The following is a 14,996-nucleotide window of genomic DNA, read 5'->3' on the forward strand; positions in this document are numbered from 1 at the left end:
TGCCTAAAATTGAGCAAGGGGCTGGCTTCGGTTACAATTCGAATTTCCCGCAGCCGTTATCCCATGACCAAGTACGTCTTTGTCACCGGCGGCGTGGTGTCCTCGCTCGGCAAGGGCATCGCAGCCGCTTCACTCGGGGCGATTCTCGAATCCCGAGGCATCCGCGTCACCCACCTCAAACTCGATCCCTATATCAACGTCGATCCTGGAACGATGAGTCCGTTCCAGCACGGTGAAGTCTTCGTGACCGAAGACGGCGCCGAGACCGACCTCGATCTTGGTCACTACGAGCGCTTCACCAGCGCCAAGATGACCAAGCGCAACAATTTCACTACCGGCCAGATCTACGACAACGTGATCCGCAAGGAACGCCGCGGCGAGTATCTGGGCAAGACGGTACAGGTGATTCCGCACATTACCGACGAGATCAAGCTGTCGATCAAGCGCGGTGGCGAAGGCGCCGACGTGGCGATCGTCGAAGTCGGCGGTACCGTGGGCGATATCGAGTCGCTGCCCTTCCTCGAAGCCATCCGTCAGATGCGCATCGAAGAGGGTCACAACAACACCTGTTACATGCACCTCACGCTGCTGCCCTACATCGCAACGGCGGGTGAGCTGAAGACCAAGCCGACCCAGCACTCTGTCAAGGATCTGCGCGAGATCGGCATCCAGCCCGACGTGCTGCTGTGCCGTTGTGACCGTTCGATTCCGGTCGAAGAGCGCCGCAAGATTGCCCTGTTCTGTAACGTCATGCCCGAGGCAGTCATCGAAGTGCAGGACGCCGATACGATCTACAAGATCCCGGCCATGCTGCACGAGCAGATGCTCGACGAAATCGTCTGTCACAAGCTGGCAATCCTCGCCAAGGCAGCCGATCTGTCGATCTGGGACAAGCTGGTCTACGCACTTGAGAACCCGCAGCAGTCAGTTGAAGTGGCTTTCGTCGGCAAGTACGTCGATCTCACCGAGTCCTACAAGTCACTGATCGAAGCCTTGAAGCACGCTGGCCTGCACACGCAGAGCCAGGTGAACATCCATTACCTCGACTCCGAAGACATCGAGAAGAATGGTTGTGGCGTGCTCAAGGGCGTGGATGCCATCCTCGTGCCTGGCGGCTTCGGCAAGCGCGGTACGGAAGGCAAGATTGCCGCGATCCGCTACGCCCGCGAAAACAAGGTGCCTTACCTGGGTATCTGTCTGGGCATGCAGCTGGCGACCATCGAATTTTCGCGCCATGTGGCCGGTCTTGAAGGCGCCAACAGTACCGAGTTCGACCCCGAGAGCCCGCATCCGGTGGTGGCACTCATCACCGAGTGGCTGGACCGCGAAGGGCGCGTCGAGAAGCGCACCGAAGCATCGAACCTTGGCGGCACCATGCGACTGGGTGCCCAGACTTGCCCCATCAAGTCCGGCACGCTGGCGGCGAGCATCTACGGCGCCAAGGTGACCGAGCGTCACCGTCACCGCTACGAAGTCAACAACACTTACGTCCCTAAGCTCGAAGCTGCGGGCCTGGTGATCTCGGCACGCACGCCGAGCGAGAACCTGCCCGAGATGATGGAGTTGCCGCAGGATGTTCACCCGTGGTTCGTGGGCGTGCAGTTCCACCCTGAATTCACCTCGAACCCGCGTCAGGGTCACCCGCTGTTCATCGCCTACGTCAAGGCCGCACTGGCCCAGCGTTCCAGTCGCGCCGCCTGAGCCAAGGAGCAAGCCATGCAACTCTGTGGATTCGAGATTGGTCTCGACAAGCCCTTTTTCCTGATCGCTGGCCCTTGCGTGATCGAGTCGCGCGAGATGGCGATGGAGACAGCCGCCGAACTGAAGGAGATTGCTGCCGCACTGGGCATTCCCTTCATCTACAAGTCGTCGTTCGACAAGGCCAATCGCAGCTCGGGCAAGAGTTTCCGCGGCCCCGGTCGTGACAACGGTCTGGCCATTCTCAAGGAAGTGCGCGAGAAGGTCGGCGTGCCGGTATTGACCGACATTCATGGCGAGGACGATATCGCCGATGCGTGTGCCGCTGTCGATGTGCTGCAGACACCGGCATTCCTGTGTCGCCAGACTGATTTCATCCACGCCGTAGCAGCATCCGGCAAGCCGGTGAACATCAAAAAGGGCCAGTTTCTGGCCCCGGGTGACATGAAGCAAGTCGTGCTCAAGGCCAAGGAGGCCAATGGCGGCGCAGACACCATCATGGTCTGCGAGCGCGGCGCTTCCTTCGGCTACAACAACCTTGTGTCCGACATGCGCAGCTTGGCCATCATGCGCGAGACGGGGTGCCCGGTCGTGTTCGATGCCACCCACTCGGTGCAGTTGCCGGGCGGGCAGGGCACGTCCAGCGGTGGTCAGCGCGAGCACGTGCCGGTGCTGGCTCGTGCTGCCGTGGCAGCAGGGGTGGCCGGTGTGTTCATGGAAACCCACCCGAACCCGCCTTGCGCGCTGTCCGACGGTCCGAATGCCTGGCCGCTTGGCAAGATGCGTGAGCTGTTGGTAACCCTCAAAGCGATTGATGCTGCGGTAAAAGCCCACCCCTTCGCCGAACTAGGCATCAAGGAGTAAGTCTTGATTACGCACGTTGTGCTGTGCCGCTTCAAAGCGGGCATTACCCCCGATAGCGATGCCGCCACATCCCTTGACGCCATGTTGAAGGCGCTGCCGACACAGATTTCAGACATCCTCGAATGGCGGTGCGGTTTCAATACCACACCCGATCCAGCTGCCAGCGACTATCTGCTTTACGCTACCTTTGCCGACAGGGATGCCTTGAATCGCTATTTCGAGCATCCAGCCCACTTGGCGGTAGTTACGCAGGCACTGAAGATCGCCGACCTGAGCTTTGCGGACATCTGAGCTTGATTGGCGTCACCCGATGGTCATCCATAAACCTTTACAATGAGTGGGTTTGTGCTGCCCCCGGCACAAGACAGCGGCAAAAATACAATCGAGCCGCGTTATTGAATGAATAGATTTTTCAGACGAGGAAAACCAGATGAGTGCAATTGTTGACGTGATCGCCCGCGAGATTCTCGACTCCCGTGGCAATCCCACGGTTGAAGCCGATGTCCTGCTGGAATCCGGTGTAATGGGCCGCGCGGCTGTGCCGTCGGGAGCCTCGACCGGTACGCGCGAAGCCATTGAACTGCGCGATGGTGACGCCAAGCGTTACCTCGGCAAGGGTGTCCTCAAGGCTGTCGAAAACGTCAACACCGAGATCTGTGAAACCCTGATTGGTCTGGACGCTGAAGAACAAGCCTTCATCGACAAGGCCATGATCGAGCTGGACGGCACCGAGAACAAGGGCCGCCTTGGCGCCAACGCCATGCTGGCCGTCTCCATGGCTACCGCACGCGCAGCCTCTGAAGAGGCCGGCTTGCCGCTGTACCGCTACTTCGGCGGTTCGGGCCAGATGCAACTGCCGGTGCCGATGATGAACGTCATCAACGGCGGCGCACACGCCAACAACAGCCTGGACTTCCAGGAATGCATGATCCTGCCCGTGGGCGTGACCAGCTTCCGCGAAGCCCTGCGTTGCGGCGCCGAGATCTTCCACAATCTCAAGAAGATCGTCGACAAGAAGGGCTACCCGACGACCGTCGGTGACGAAGGCGGCTTCGCCCCGAACGTCTCTGGCGCAACCGAAGCGCTGGACCTGATCATGGAAGCCATTGCCAAGGCCGGTTACGAAGCCGGCAAGGACGTGGTGCTGGGTCTTGACTGTGCGGCCTCCGAGTACTTCAAGGACGGCAAGTACGAGATGCACGGCGAGAAGCTGTCGCTGACGCCGGCCCAGAAGGTCGACTTCCTTGCCACACTGGCTGACAAGTACCCCATCATCTCGATCGAAGACGGCATGGCCGAACAGGATTGGGACGGGTGGAAGCTGCTGACCGATCGCCTCGGCAAGAAGATCCAGCTCGTTGGCGATGATCTTTTCGTGACCAACACCAAGATCCTGCGTGAAGGCATCGACAAGGGCATCTGCAACTCCATCCTGATCAAGGTGAACCAGATCGGCACCCTGACTGAAACCTTCGCCGCCGTCGAAATGGCCAAGCGCGCTGGCTACACCTCGGTGATTTCGCACCGTTCGGGCGAAACCGAAGACAGCACCATCGCCGACATCGCTGTTGGCCTGTCGGCGGGCCAGATCAAGACGGGTTCGCTGTCGCGTTCGGATCGCGTTGCCAAGTACAACCAGATCCTGCGCATCGAGGAAGACCTTGGCGATACCGCCATTTATCCGGGCCGCAGTGCCTTTTACAACCTGCGCCTGAAGTAATACGGCAAAGGCCCCTCAAACGCCACCCCATGAGGGTGGCGTTTTTGTATGCTCTTTCTGCGCAGTTGCTCAGGTGCAACCTACAGTGCATGCCCGTTGCACTGGACATCCAGGCCATTCCGACATGAAGAGAACCCTCTACCAGATCCTTGGCGTACCTCAGTCTGCCTCAGCTGCGGACATCCAGAGTGCATTCGAGTCGCGTCAGAAGCAGCTTGAATCGGCCGCACAGATGGACCCCAACGAGGTGATGTTCCTGAAGGAAGCCTTCCGCACCTTGTCTGACGCATCGCGTCGTGCGATCTATGACCAGTCCCTGGTCAAGGTCGCCGTGTCGGAAATTGCGGAGGCCGATGAGGGACCACGCTCACGCGCGCCGCTGTGGATGGGGATTGCCTTCGTCATTCTTGTTGGTTTGGCCTGGTGGTGGTATTCGCACAAAGGGGGAACTGCGCCGCAGTTGCCTGCCGTGACAAACAATGTGCATGTCATCAAGCTTGATGGCGCTAATGTACCTGTCCCGGTCGCTGACAAGGATTTGAGCCCGGAAGAACTCTACGCCAACCTGTCGCGCAGCATTGCTCTTGTCAGCACCATGGATAACATGGGCCAGACGCTGGGCACCGGAAGCGCAGTGGTCATCGGCCCTGGCGAGCTGATCACGAACTGCCATGTCACGCGCAGTGGCGCCAGTCACAAGATCAAGCTGGGCGAGAATGAGTACAGCGCCAGCGTCACCACGGCCGATGAGGAGTTCGATCTGTGCCGGCTGTCTGTAGTCGGCCTTGGCGCTCCGGCAGTCCGGATTGGAGGCACCGACATTCTCAAAACGGGCCAGAAGGTCTACGCACTTGGCGCGCCGCGCGGCCTCGAGCTCACCATCAGTGACGGCATCGTGTCGGCGTTGCGCAAGGTTGAAAACGGTACGGTGATCCAGACGACAGCACCCGTTTCGCCTGGGTCCAGCGGCGGCGGTCTGTTCGACGCGCGCGGCACTCTGGTCGGCATCGTGACCTTCCAGCATGCCTACGGACAGAACCTCAATTTCGCCGTACCGGCGGAATGGATAGGCCAGATGCGTGATCGCCTCAACAGCCGGCCAGACGTCAAACAGGCGGCAGACAGTGGCGTTCCGCCCTACCGTCCTTCGAATGTCAATCCTGATCCCAAGCTGCTTGGTAGCTGGGCCTGCTTCGATCCGGTGACGGGACACAACATCGACATCACCTTCCATGTGAACGGGCAGCTGACGCTGGCCAAGAAGGGTAAGACCTTCAATGGCTACTACACGACTGATGGCAAGAATGTGCGTCTGGTCAGCGCCGACGCACTGCAGGGCAAGATCGAAGAAGTCACCGAATCGCGACTGGTTGTGTTTATCGACAGAGGCATGCGGATGGTTTGCAACCGTAAATGACATTAGCCCGGGTGTGCTGGGTGTGCGCTCCTTGCCCGGATATCATGCCAGCGTGATCTGTCATCTTTTCTCTGGATACTTGAATCCCATGTTGCGATTCCTTGGTGTGCTCAGCCTGTGTTATCTGGGCGGCTGCGCAAGCATTTCTGTCTCTCTTGCTCCCGGTCACTCGCCCGAAGCGGCGGCTTACCTGCAGGAAAAATTGCTTCCAGCGACCGTTCAGGCTCAGGAAGACTATGTGGCCTTGGCCAGGAGCAAATTGAAGCAGTCCAGCGTATCAACAACCCAGATTCTGGTCGCAGCGACCAAAGCCAATGCCGACAAGGCAAAGGCCGCTCAGCCGACTGCACTGGTGGTGACACTCAACAACTCGTTTCCCGACGTTCAGCAGACACGTACTGTACTCAACCCCGTCCGGGCTTCTGCTCGATTGCTATTCGAACGCGCAGGTCTCGATGAGGCTCGTCGCTCACCTGAGTGGTTTGTTACGGGAATCACTAACGAAATTGCGTTGGATGTTCTCAGAGGCCGCCATGGCAAGGACACGCTAACCGAACGCATCCTGCGTAGTGATGACGAGGCTGAGTTGCGGAAAACCGAAGACCGTCTGGATCCCGTGAAGCTTCTCAAGCAGCGCCAGGTCAAATCGAGCGGGAAATTCACTGCTATGGCGAATTTCATGGCTCAGACGCTACGAAACCAGCAGGGAGAAAATTTCTATCCTTCACTGGCGAACTATCTTCGCCAGTTGGCAATCGCGAGTAGCGCCGAGCAAGCCTTTCAGCTTGCGTTTGGACTGACGCCGGAGGTATTTGCAACCCAGGTTGATCGCAGGCTTGAGGGTTTGCGCGAGCAGAAGAGAGTGCACGCACAATCTCTTGCGGATTGGGAGGATCTGGATGAAGAAAGCGGACGCGCGCTGCTGACGACGAAGAGCATGCGCGATCATTTCGCCAGCTATGAAAAACTGGCCTCCCCAAAAGCCTTCGTCAGGGCGAGATCGGGCGCCAGCGTGTCGTTCGATGATCGTGCCGAAGCCATACCGCTGGCGCTGGAGCAGTGCGCGACGGTTGATCCATTGGGCTGCAAGGTGATCTCTCTGGACGGACGCTTTGTCCGCCCGGTGCGTTCGCCCAAGCCCGAGATCGATGTACGCATGGCTTCGACGGGTGATGATGCCTGGATCAAGGAGGTCCAGTCCAAGTGGATGCCTTTGCTGCGCAAGACGGTGGACCACTTCAACGAAATCGTACAGAAACGGCTTGGCTATTCGCTGAAGGAGTCAGTGCGGATTTACGTGGTAACCAGTCGTGAGGATTATTCACGAGCGTTGCGCGATCAACTGCGTCTCTCTGCCGCCAGGGCCGAAACGTCGGCCTCGGTTGCAGGCGGAACGTCGAATCAGCGCGGACAGATGATCGTGGCGCTGTACCCCAATACGCCTCCTGAGATGCTATGGGAAGTCGTAATCACGAGAACCCTGCACGAATTGACGCACGAGTTGCAGGGGCAGATACAGGGGGATAGCGCTGGCTTCAGTTCTGCGCGCTGGCTCGAAGAGGCCACTGCGGATCACCTGGCCTATCTCGTTGGAAAAGAGCTGGATCGGGATCCTTCGGCCAAATATGTGCTGGAAGACTGGCGGGAGTCGCTGATCGAGTGGTATCGCTTGCGCGGCAGGACGCTGACAAAACCTGAGAACGTCATGACCGCCAATGGCGAACAGTGGACCCGGCAAATGGTAGAGCGCCTCAATCCCTACCAGATGGCCGGCATCATGTCGGTCCATCTGGCCGATCGACTTGGTGACGGATACTTTCCCGCGGTGTTTCGCTACTGGGCGCTGGCCGCAAAAGAGGGAGAGAAGGAGGAGAAGGCCTTTGAAGCATGTTTCGGTGTGAGCCGGGCAGCCTATATGGTTAGTCTCAAGAAATGGCTGGAGACTCTGTGAGGCCACTTTTTGTGTGCTGGAAGCGTGTCCTTCAGCCACTTGTGGAGTTGTGCTGCTGTGCACTGATTACTGCGTGTGTCAGCCCGGGTGTGCGCGTTGCTTCTGGTGACGAGGATGCGACATCCCTCGCTGAGGCGCTGTGGAAGCCAAGGGTCGAGCAGGCTTTGCAGGAGTTCAACCGGAAGATCAGCAACGCTGGCGGCAGGGTACCCGGGCCGCCCCCTCCGTATGTGCTTGTGACAACGGAAGAGCAGCACAAGGCGTTGGCAGAGCGCTTCAAGGGCAAGCCTGACATGGCATTACCGGTCTATGCGTCTTATCCCTCAACGATCTATCGTGACGCGGTCTCCGCCGCAATCGCATGGCGCACCCGACAGTACCTGCATGAGGTTCTGGGGGACGTCGAGGAAGAGTTGCCCCGCTGGTTCAAGGCAGGTCTGCCGCCCTACGTGGGCTACAGCATTGTTGATGCATTCAAGGATCAGGATGTTCGCAGCGCGGACTTCACGGCGGAAATGCTCAGCCAGATGCGACGCGACAGGCTGGGAGAGACATCGCTCCTGGCGGCAATGGATCTCAGTTCCGAAGGAACACCCGTTGATGACGCCGAATTCAGGCTGATGTCGACATTCGCGGTTCATCGGCTCGCCCAGAAAGTACCGCAAAGATTCGATAGCGCCTGGTTGGCTGTTGTGTCGGCGGTGCGTGCGGGAGCAAGCTTTGAACGAGCCTTTGAGCCTGCTTTTGGTGTGTCTGTCGAAAAATTCCGCAACGAAGCAAAGCTCGCCGTTACTACGCTACAGGCCTCAACCCCCGCTCATGATGGCCCTGTGCCCCCCACTTCTGGGCCGGCAGATCTGGAAGATGAGTCCAGCCTCCCGTTCACTTTCAATTCCTTCGTTGAAGGCTTTCGTCGGTATCTCAAAGCGGGGGCGCCCAAAGCATTCGTCTATTCGCGGCGAGGGGCGTGGGTCTATGTCAGTGAGTCACCAGATGCCATCGAACGCGCCCTGAGGGACTGTGGCAGCATCACCCCATTGGGATGCAAGCTACTCGCGGTGGATGACCAGCTTGTTGTGCCACAACTGCGCAAGGATTCAGGCATCCGCGTCGAACTGCGAGTCACGAGTGAAAACGACTGGAGCAGGCAGGTACGCGAACGCTGGTTACCCGTGGTGAATCAGGCTGTCGCCCAGTTCGAGAGCGTCCTCAACGAGCAGTGGGGTGTTCGGCTCCAGGATCCCACCCGGGTGTACGTCGTAACCAATCGGGAGGACTACGAGCGGACTTTGCGTGACAAGTTCGGATCGTCGGCCAGCGCTGCGCGCCTGGCCGCAGAGGGAACAGACGGACTGGCCAGTGCCGATGGCCAGATCATCACCGGCCTGTATGCCGCGACGCCCGCCGAAGAGGTTTGGGAGAGTGCAACCTTGTTGGTCTTGCACGAGCTTGCACACGAACTGCAGAACCAGCTGGCGGGAAATACGGGACGCCGCTTGCAGCGCTGGATCAAGGAAGGCAGCGCGGAACAGATTTCTTACCTGATGGCGCGGCGCATGCCGTCGGACCCTTCGGCAAAATTTGTCATTGGTGACTGGCGGGCTCAATGCATCGAGTGGTACAAGGCCAGAGGCGTTGCAACAACCAAACCTTCAGAGCTGCTGGATGCAGGTTTTGACGACTGGATGGCGCTCAGCCGGTCGGGTAAGCAGCCCTACAAGATGGCCGGATTGATGCTTGAGTTCCTGCAGGAGCGGCTGGGCAAGGATTACTATCCCGCCTTGCTGAAATACTTCCGCGATGGTTCAAGATCCCGGGAGAAAGAGCAGCTTGCCTTCGAAGCTTTCACCGGCATGAAAATGGCAGACTTCATGAAGGCGCTCGACCGCTGGCTGGAAACACTCTGAACGTGCTGAACGAAAGACTCCCTTGCGCTGGCCTTTGATCATCCTCGCTGCTTTGCTGATTCTGCTTCAGTACCCGCTGTGGTTCGGCAAGGGTGGCTGGTGGCACATGCAGAAGGCTCAGACCGAGGTACAGAGCCTGCGAGAGCACAACGAGACGCTTGAGAAGCGCAATGCCAACATGGCGGCGGACGTGAAGGATCTGAAGTCCGGCTACGACGCCATTGAAGAGCGTGCGCGCTTCGAGTTGGGTCTGGTCAAACCGGGTGAGGTCTTTATCCAGACGCCTGAATCTCCAGTGGCACCAGCGCCAGACAAGGACGCGCAAGGCAAGGGGCCCGCGCGTTGAGCCTGAGCCTGCGCCCGGCGACCACCGCCGATGCGGAGGCCTTGCTGCGCTGGCGTAATGATCCGCAGACGCGCGCGGCGAGCCACACTCCCGATCTGGTTCCTGCCGAACAGCACATGTCCTGGTTCGCGACAGTGTTGGCGGATCCGCAGCGCCGCCTGTGGATTGCCGAGCTGGCTGATGGTCAAACAGTGGGCTCGATCCGCGCCGACTGGACCGGCGGCGAGTACCTGCTGTCCTGGATGCTGGCGCCCGAGGCGCGTGGCAAAGGGCTGGGGACGTCCTTGTTGCAGGCTGCTGTGAAGATGCTGCCGGGCCAGATCATGCGGGCCGAGATCAAGGACGAGAACGTCGCTTCATGGCGTATGGCAGAAGCGGCTGGCTTCCTGTGCGTGAAGAACGAGGACGGCGTGCGGCACTACCTGCGCTAGGAAGCATCCGCAAACCGACTCTGGCGTTGTTACGGCTCCTTGCACTACAAGCGTACTGTGCTCGTCGGCGCGCCTGGCCAGAGTCGGTGCGGACACTGCCATGGCTGTCGGGACTCCGGAACGCGCAATTTGCGCCTCGATCCAGCAGCAAATCCCGCCATGGCAGGCCGCGCCCCGGGCCTAAGCTTCAGACTCCCCAAAGTCCATGAGTGTGAGGCGCAACATGATCGAGATCGGTGGCCGTCCCGTTGGCACCAACGCCGCGCCGTTCTTCATTGCCGAGATGAGCGGCAACCACAACGCGTCGCTGGATCGCGCCCTGGAGATCGTCGATGCCATTGCTGACACTGGGGCACATGCGCTGAAGTTGCAGACCTATACCGCGGACACCATGACCCTGGACATCCGCGATGGCGACTTCCTGATTGACGATCCCAAGAGCCTCTGGCACGGCCGCACGCTCTATGACCTCTATGAGGAGGCGCATACCCCATGGGCCTGGCACGAGCCGATTTTCGAACGTGCCAGAAAGCGCGGCATGCTGGCCTTCTCCACACCCTTCGATCCCACGGCTGTCGATTTTCTCGCAAGCCTGGATGTGCCTTGCTACAAGATCGCCAGCTTCGAGAATGCCGATCTGCCGCTGATCCACAAGGCCGCTTCGCAAGGCAAACCGCTGATCATCTCGACCGGCATGGCCTCTCTGAGCGAAATCGGCGAGACGGTTGCGACAGCGCGCGCAGCAGGCTGCGAACAGATCGTCCTGCTCAAATGCACCAGTGCGTATCCGGCGTCACCTTCCGAAATCAACCTCATGAGCATTCCGCATCTGCGCGAAGCTTTCGGAACCGAAGTGGGGCTCTCGGATCACACCATGGGCATCGGTGTGGCCGTGGCGGCTGTGGCGCTGGGTGCCAGCGTCATCGAGAAGCACGTCACCCTGCGCCGCGCAGACGGTGGTGTGGATAGCGCGTTCTCGATGGAGCCCGATGAGGTGCGCATGCTGATCAAGGAAACCGCTGTGGCGCAACAAGCAATCGGCAGTGTGCGCTATGGCCGCGGCTTGCAGGAAGAGGGCTCGGTGCGATTCCGTCGCTCGCTGTATGTCGTGACGGACATCAAGGCCGGCGAGGCGTTCAGCGCGCAGAACGTGCGCGCCATTCGTCCCGGCATGGGCTTGCTGCCCAAACACACTGAGCACGTAATGGGCCGCAAGGCGGCGCGAGACATCAAGCGCGGCACGCCAATGAGCTGGGACCTGTTGAGCTGAGTCCGCCGGATCAGTTTTCCCGCGGCAGGCGCTGGAAGCGAACGCTAGACGGTTTGCCGCCGACTGCGGCATCTACGAGGCTGCTCAGCACGCTGTAGATCAGCGCCGCCCAGAAGGCGCTCCAGAAGCCACTGACCGAGATGCCCGGCACCAGCGAGGTCGCGGCCCAGAACAGCAGGGCGTTGATCACCAGCGCGAAGAACCCCAGGCTCAGCACCGTGACGGGGAGAGTCAGCAGGAACAGCAGCGGGCGGATCAGCCCGTTGAACACGCCAATGACCATGCCGGTGATGAGGGCCGGTACAAAGCCATCGACGGCCACAGAGTCCATCAACGAGGGCAACAGCATCAGCGCCAGCGCATTGAGCCCACCCCGTAAAAGCATGGAGATGAGGATCATAAGGCACTCCCTGCAACGCGGGCACGCTCGGCACGTGCGCGCAAGGCTGCGGCGTCAGGTACCGGTTGAGCCAACCAGTCCTGCATGTGACGCTGGGTAAGCGAAACAAGTGCCGAAATGAAGTCGTGACGCTCATTGAGGCAGGACACGTAGTTAAGCGCCTTGCCGCCCTTGGCAATGAAGGCCGCGCGGCATTCGATGGCGATTTCTTCCAGCGTCTCCAGGCAGTCCGATACAAAGCCCGGACAGATCACGTCCACCTGCTTTACCCCCTTGCCCGCCAGCGTTTCCAGTGTCGGCTGCGTATAGGGCTTGAGCCATTCGGCTTTGCCGAAGCGTGACTGGAATGTCACGAGATACTGCCCCTCCTTGAGTCCCAGCGCTTCAGCCAGCAGGCGTCCCGTCTTGTGGCACTCGCAGAAATACGGGTCACCCTTGTCGAGCGAAAACTTCGGCACGCCGTGAAAGCTCATGACCAGCAGCTCGCCACGGCCATTGCTCTGCCAGTGCGCCTGCACGCTACTGGCGAGGGCGCTGATGTAGCCGGGGTGGTCGTGGAAGTTGCGCACGATGCGCAGCTCGGGCTGGTTGCGTAGCTGTGCATAAGCGGCGCCAATGGCGTCGACTGCGCTGGCCGTCGTGCTGGCGGCGTATTGCGGGTAGAGGGGCACCGCCAGGATGCGCGTGCAGCCGCGCGCCTTGAGCTTCTGGATGGCGGAAGCCACGTCCGGCGAGCCATAGCGCATGGCATATTCGACGACGACATTGGCCTGCGCGCCCTGCGAGTAGTAGCCCTGCAGCAGCTTGGCCTGTTTCTCGGTATGTACACGCAGCGGCGAGCCGTCCTTGCCCCACACCTTGGCGTACTTTTCGGCTGAAGCTTTGGGGCGCGTATTGAGGATGATGCCGTTGAGGATCAGCCACCACAGCGCGCGAGGAATCTCGACGACGCGCGGGTCGGAGAGGAATTCCTTGAGGTAGCGCTTGACTGCTGCAGGGGTGGGTTCGTCAGGGGTGCCGAGGTTGATCAGCAGGATGCCGATGCTGGGCGGACGGTCGTGAGCGATCGAGGGTTCGGTGAGATAGGGCATCAGGTCGGGTCAGGCCATTGAGGCTGCAGGCCGGTAGAGGGTCAGCGTCTGTTGGTCGGAGGGTCGAAAGGCGTGCCGGTGCAGTTGGCGGTCTTGCGCAGATCGGCTACTTCACGCAGCTGCTGCTTGATGCTCTCCGGCACAGGTTTGGCTCCGTACTGCATCTGTTGCTCGATCAGCTTTTTCTCGCGGTCGAAGAGTGAGCGGCAGAAGGTTTCGTCGATGTTGCGGTTGGGCGTCTGCAGACGATCCTCACGTGTGATGCCACCACCACGGCGCGGCTCGGTGCTCTCTTCGCTGCTCGAGGCTGACGATGTCTGCACCACGCTGCGTGGCTGGGCGGCGATGAAGCCGCCCGCTCCGGCGCTGGCGGAGGGGCCGGATTGGGTCTTGCGCTCGCCGGTGTCCATGCACTCGCGTTCAACGATGCGGCGCACTTCGTGGGCCGAACCGCGCTTGGCATAGACGTAGCGGGCGAAAGCTTCGTTGGCCGGGTCGCGCGCCAGCTGCTGGTCAATCGTGCGCCCGCCTTCCTTCTCCCAGCGGAATTCTGCGGCTGTCTGACCCTGCTTGCGACAGAACTCATCAACAGGTTTGGCGGGGGCGCTACTGACTGCCGGTGCGGAACTGCCTTCGACAACGACACGGCCCGGTTCGCCCTGGCAGGGCTTGTCCTGGTAAGTGTTGCCACAGCGATAAAGCGTTTGTGCCCCGGCGGAGGCACTGACGGCCAGGAGTAGGGCAGTGAAGAGCAGGGCTGGCAGTCGGGTCACGGCCTGGCGCACCTCAGGACTGATGCGACAGCGCACTGCTGAGCAGCCGCGCTGTGATGTCGACGATGGGAATGACGCGCTCGTACGCCATGCGTGTCGGGCCAATGACGCCGACCGTGCCGACGATCTGGCCATCGACCTCGTATGGCGCAGTGATTACGCTGCATTCGTCCAGCGAGTTGATGCCGGATTCGCCGCCGATGAAGATCTGCACGCCGTCGGCCTTGTTCGAGAGGTCGAGCAGGGAGACCAGACCGGATTTCTGCTCGAACAGCCGGAACAGCTCGCGCAATCGTCCCATGTCGGACGACAGATCGTTCACCTCCAGCAGGTGACGCTCCCCGGAGATGACGTAGCCCTGCTGGTCTTCCAGCGCCTGGCTGCCGGCGTTGATGGTGGCTGTCATCAGCTCGACCATGTCGGAACGCAGCTGAACCAGCTCGTCACGCAAGCGGCCGAGCATTTCGCCGAAGGCGAGGCCCGCGCAGTGATGATTGAGGTAGTTGGCGGCCGTCGTCAGTTCTGAAGCCGTGTAAGGGCGCTGCGTGTGCAGGATGCGGTTCTGCACATCGCCCGACAGGGTCACGATGATCAGCAGGACGCGCGATTCCGACAGGCTGACGAATTCGATCTGGCGGACCTTGTCGGCCTCCTTGCGCGGCGCAACGACGACACCTGCGAACTGGGTCAGTTCGGCCAGAAGGTTGGAGGCGGCAGAAATGACGCGACGCGGCTCGTCAGGCTGGATATGGCTTTCGAGCTCGCGCACTTCGGTCTGCCCGAGCGGCTTGACAGTCAGCAGGCTATCGACGAACAGGCGATAGCCAAGGGCGGTCGGGATGCGACCGGCGGAGGTATGCGGGCTGCTGATAAGGCCCATGTCCTCCAGGTCGGCCATGACGTTGCGGATCGTCGCCGGCGACAGTTCGAGACCCGACTGGCGTGACAGCGCACGTGAGCCGACGGGCTGGCCCTCGCTGATGTAGCGCTCCACCAGGGTCTTGAGCAGAAGGCGGGCGCGGGAGTCGAGCTGCTGGTTCATTGGCACGGGAGACGGGTCGATGAGTCCATTTTATGCGAGTTTGCGGCCGGCCGAGTCCGGAATGACGACCGGGCGATGTGGTTTAA

Annotated in this window: 14 protein-coding genes; 10 read left to right on the forward strand and 4 right to left on the reverse strand. The window is 60.4% G+C overall.

Features of this window, described 5'->3' with window-relative positions; all coding sequences use genetic code 11:
* Positions 1–63 precede the first annotated feature (63 nt).
* The 10 genes from pyrG to pseI all read left to right on the forward strand — a co-directional run bounded on the left by pyrG (position 64) and on the right by pseI (position 11,604).
* The gene (gene pyrG / locus ABEA02_RS03120; protein WP_345531368.1) at positions 64–1,701 is read left to right on the forward strand and encodes a CTP synthase; all 1,638 of its coding nucleotides are present in this window, start codon (positions 64–66) and stop codon (positions 1,699–1,701) included.
* A 15-nt stretch (positions 1,702–1,716) separates the two neighbouring features.
* A complete protein-coding gene (kdsA, locus tag ABEA02_RS03125) occupies positions 1,717–2,562 on the forward strand; it encodes a 3-deoxy-8-phosphooctulonate synthase (RefSeq protein WP_345531369.1) in 846 nt (281 codons plus the stop codon).
* A 3-nt stretch (positions 2,563–2,565) separates the two neighbouring features.
* Positions 2,566–2,853, forward strand: coding sequence for a Dabb family protein (locus ABEA02_RS03130; protein ID WP_345531370.1), 288 nt, complete (start codon positions 2,566–2,568; stop codon positions 2,851–2,853).
* Between the two features lie 139 nt (positions 2,854–2,992).
* Positions 2,993–4,282: a phosphopyruvate hydratase gene (gene eno, locus ABEA02_RS03135; protein WP_345531371.1), complete on the forward strand. Its 1,290-nt coding sequence runs from the start codon at positions 2,993–2,995 to the stop codon at positions 4,280–4,282.
* A gap of 124 nt (positions 4,283–4,406) precedes the next feature.
* Positions 4,407–5,699 (forward strand): trypsin-like peptidase domain-containing protein, encoded by a 1,293-nt coding sequence (locus ABEA02_RS03140; protein ID WP_345531372.1) that lies wholly within the window; start codon positions 4,407–4,409, stop codon positions 5,697–5,699.
* Positions 5,700–5,787: 88 nt separating this feature from the next.
* On the forward strand, positions 5,788–7,650 hold the full coding sequence (locus ABEA02_RS03145; RefSeq protein WP_345531373.1) for a hypothetical protein: 1,863 nt from the start codon (positions 5,788–5,790) through the stop codon (positions 7,648–7,650).
* Between the two features lie 89 nt (positions 7,651–7,739).
* Positions 7,740–9,557: a gluzincin family metallopeptidase gene (locus tag ABEA02_RS03150; protein ID WP_345531374.1), complete on the forward strand. Its 1,818-nt coding sequence runs from the start codon at positions 7,740–7,742 to the stop codon at positions 9,555–9,557.
* Between the two features lie 22 nt (positions 9,558–9,579).
* Entirely contained in the window at positions 9,580–9,903 is a 324-nt protein-coding gene (ftsB, locus tag ABEA02_RS03155) for a cell division protein FtsB (protein WP_345531375.1), read from the forward strand.
* Positions 9,900–10,334, forward strand: a complete 435-nt coding sequence (locus ABEA02_RS03160) for a GNAT family N-acetyltransferase (protein ID WP_345531376.1) — start codon at positions 9,900–9,902, stop codon at positions 10,332–10,334. Before ftsB ends, ABEA02_RS03160 begins: the two co-directional genes overlap by 4 nt.
* A gap of 205 nt (positions 10,335–10,539) precedes the next feature.
* Positions 10,540–11,604, forward strand: coding sequence for a pseudaminic acid synthase (pseI, locus tag ABEA02_RS03165; protein WP_345531377.1), 1,065 nt, complete (start codon positions 10,540–10,542; stop codon positions 11,602–11,604).
* Positions 11,605–11,614: 10 nt separating this feature from the next.
* On the opposite strand, the gene ABEA02_RS03170 is transcribed toward pseI, so the two are convergent.
* The 4 genes from ABEA02_RS03170 to hrcA are packed head-to-tail and all read right to left on the reverse strand — an operon-like array spanning position 11,615 to position 14,910.
* Positions 11,615–12,004, reverse strand: coding sequence for a phage holin family protein (locus ABEA02_RS03170; RefSeq protein WP_345531378.1), 390 nt, complete (start codon positions 12,002–12,004; stop codon positions 11,615–11,617).
* Positions 12,001–13,095 (reverse strand): ferrochelatase, encoded by a 1,095-nt coding sequence (hemH, locus tag ABEA02_RS03175; protein WP_345531379.1) that lies wholly within the window; start codon positions 13,093–13,095, stop codon positions 12,001–12,003. Before hemH ends, ABEA02_RS03170 begins: the two co-directional genes overlap by 4 nt.
* Positions 13,096–13,136: 41 nt before the next feature.
* The gene (locus ABEA02_RS03180) at positions 13,137–13,868 is read right to left on the reverse strand and encodes a hypothetical protein (RefSeq protein ID WP_345531380.1); all 732 of its coding nucleotides are present in this window, start codon (positions 13,866–13,868) and stop codon (positions 13,137–13,139) included.
* A gap of 13 nt (positions 13,869–13,881) precedes the next feature.
* A complete protein-coding gene (hrcA, locus tag ABEA02_RS03185; protein ID WP_345531381.1) occupies positions 13,882–14,910 on the reverse strand; it encodes a heat-inducible transcriptional repressor HrcA in 1,029 nt (342 codons plus the stop codon).
* Between the last annotated feature and the right edge of the window lie 86 nt (positions 14,911–14,996).

The sequence above is a fragment of the Viridibacterium curvum genome, assembly GCF_039544165.1.
Classification (GTDB): Bacteria; Pseudomonadota; Gammaproteobacteria; order Burkholderiales; family Rhodocyclaceae; genus Viridibacterium; species Viridibacterium curvum.

Bases quoted from the DNA above. Each gene is read 5' to 3' on its own strand.
- pyrG (WP_345531368.1), top strand. From the start codon at position 64: ATGACCAAGTACGTCTTTGTCACCGGCGGCGTGGTGTCCTCGCTCGGC.
- kdsA (WP_345531369.1), top strand. From the start codon at position 1,717: ATGCAACTCTGTGGATTCGAGATTGGTCTCGACAAGCCCTTTTTCCTG.
- eno (WP_345531371.1), top strand. From the start codon at position 2,993: ATGAGTGCAATTGTTGACGTGATCGCCCGCGAGATTCTCGACTCCCGT.
- ABEA02_RS03140 (WP_345531372.1), top strand. From the start codon at position 4,407: ATGAAGAGAACCCTCTACCAGATCCTTGGCGTACCTCAGTCTGCCTCA.
- ABEA02_RS03145 (WP_345531373.1), top strand. From the start codon at position 5,788: ATGTTGCGATTCCTTGGTGTGCTCAGCCTGTGTTATCTGGGCGGCTGC.
- pseI (WP_345531377.1), top strand. From the start codon at position 10,540: ATGAGTGTGAGGCGCAACATGATCGAGATCGGTGGCCGTCCCGTTGGC.
- ABEA02_RS03170 (WP_345531378.1), bottom strand. From the start codon at position 12,004: ATGATCCTCATCTCCATGCTTTTACGGGGTGGGCTCAATGCGCTGGCG.
- hemH (WP_345531379.1), bottom strand. From the start codon at position 13,095: ATGCCCTATCTCACCGAACCCTCGATCGCTCACGACCGTCCGCCCAGC.
- hrcA (WP_345531381.1), bottom strand. From the start codon at position 14,910: ATGAACCAGCAGCTCGACTCCCGCGCCCGCCTTCTGCTCAAGACCCTG.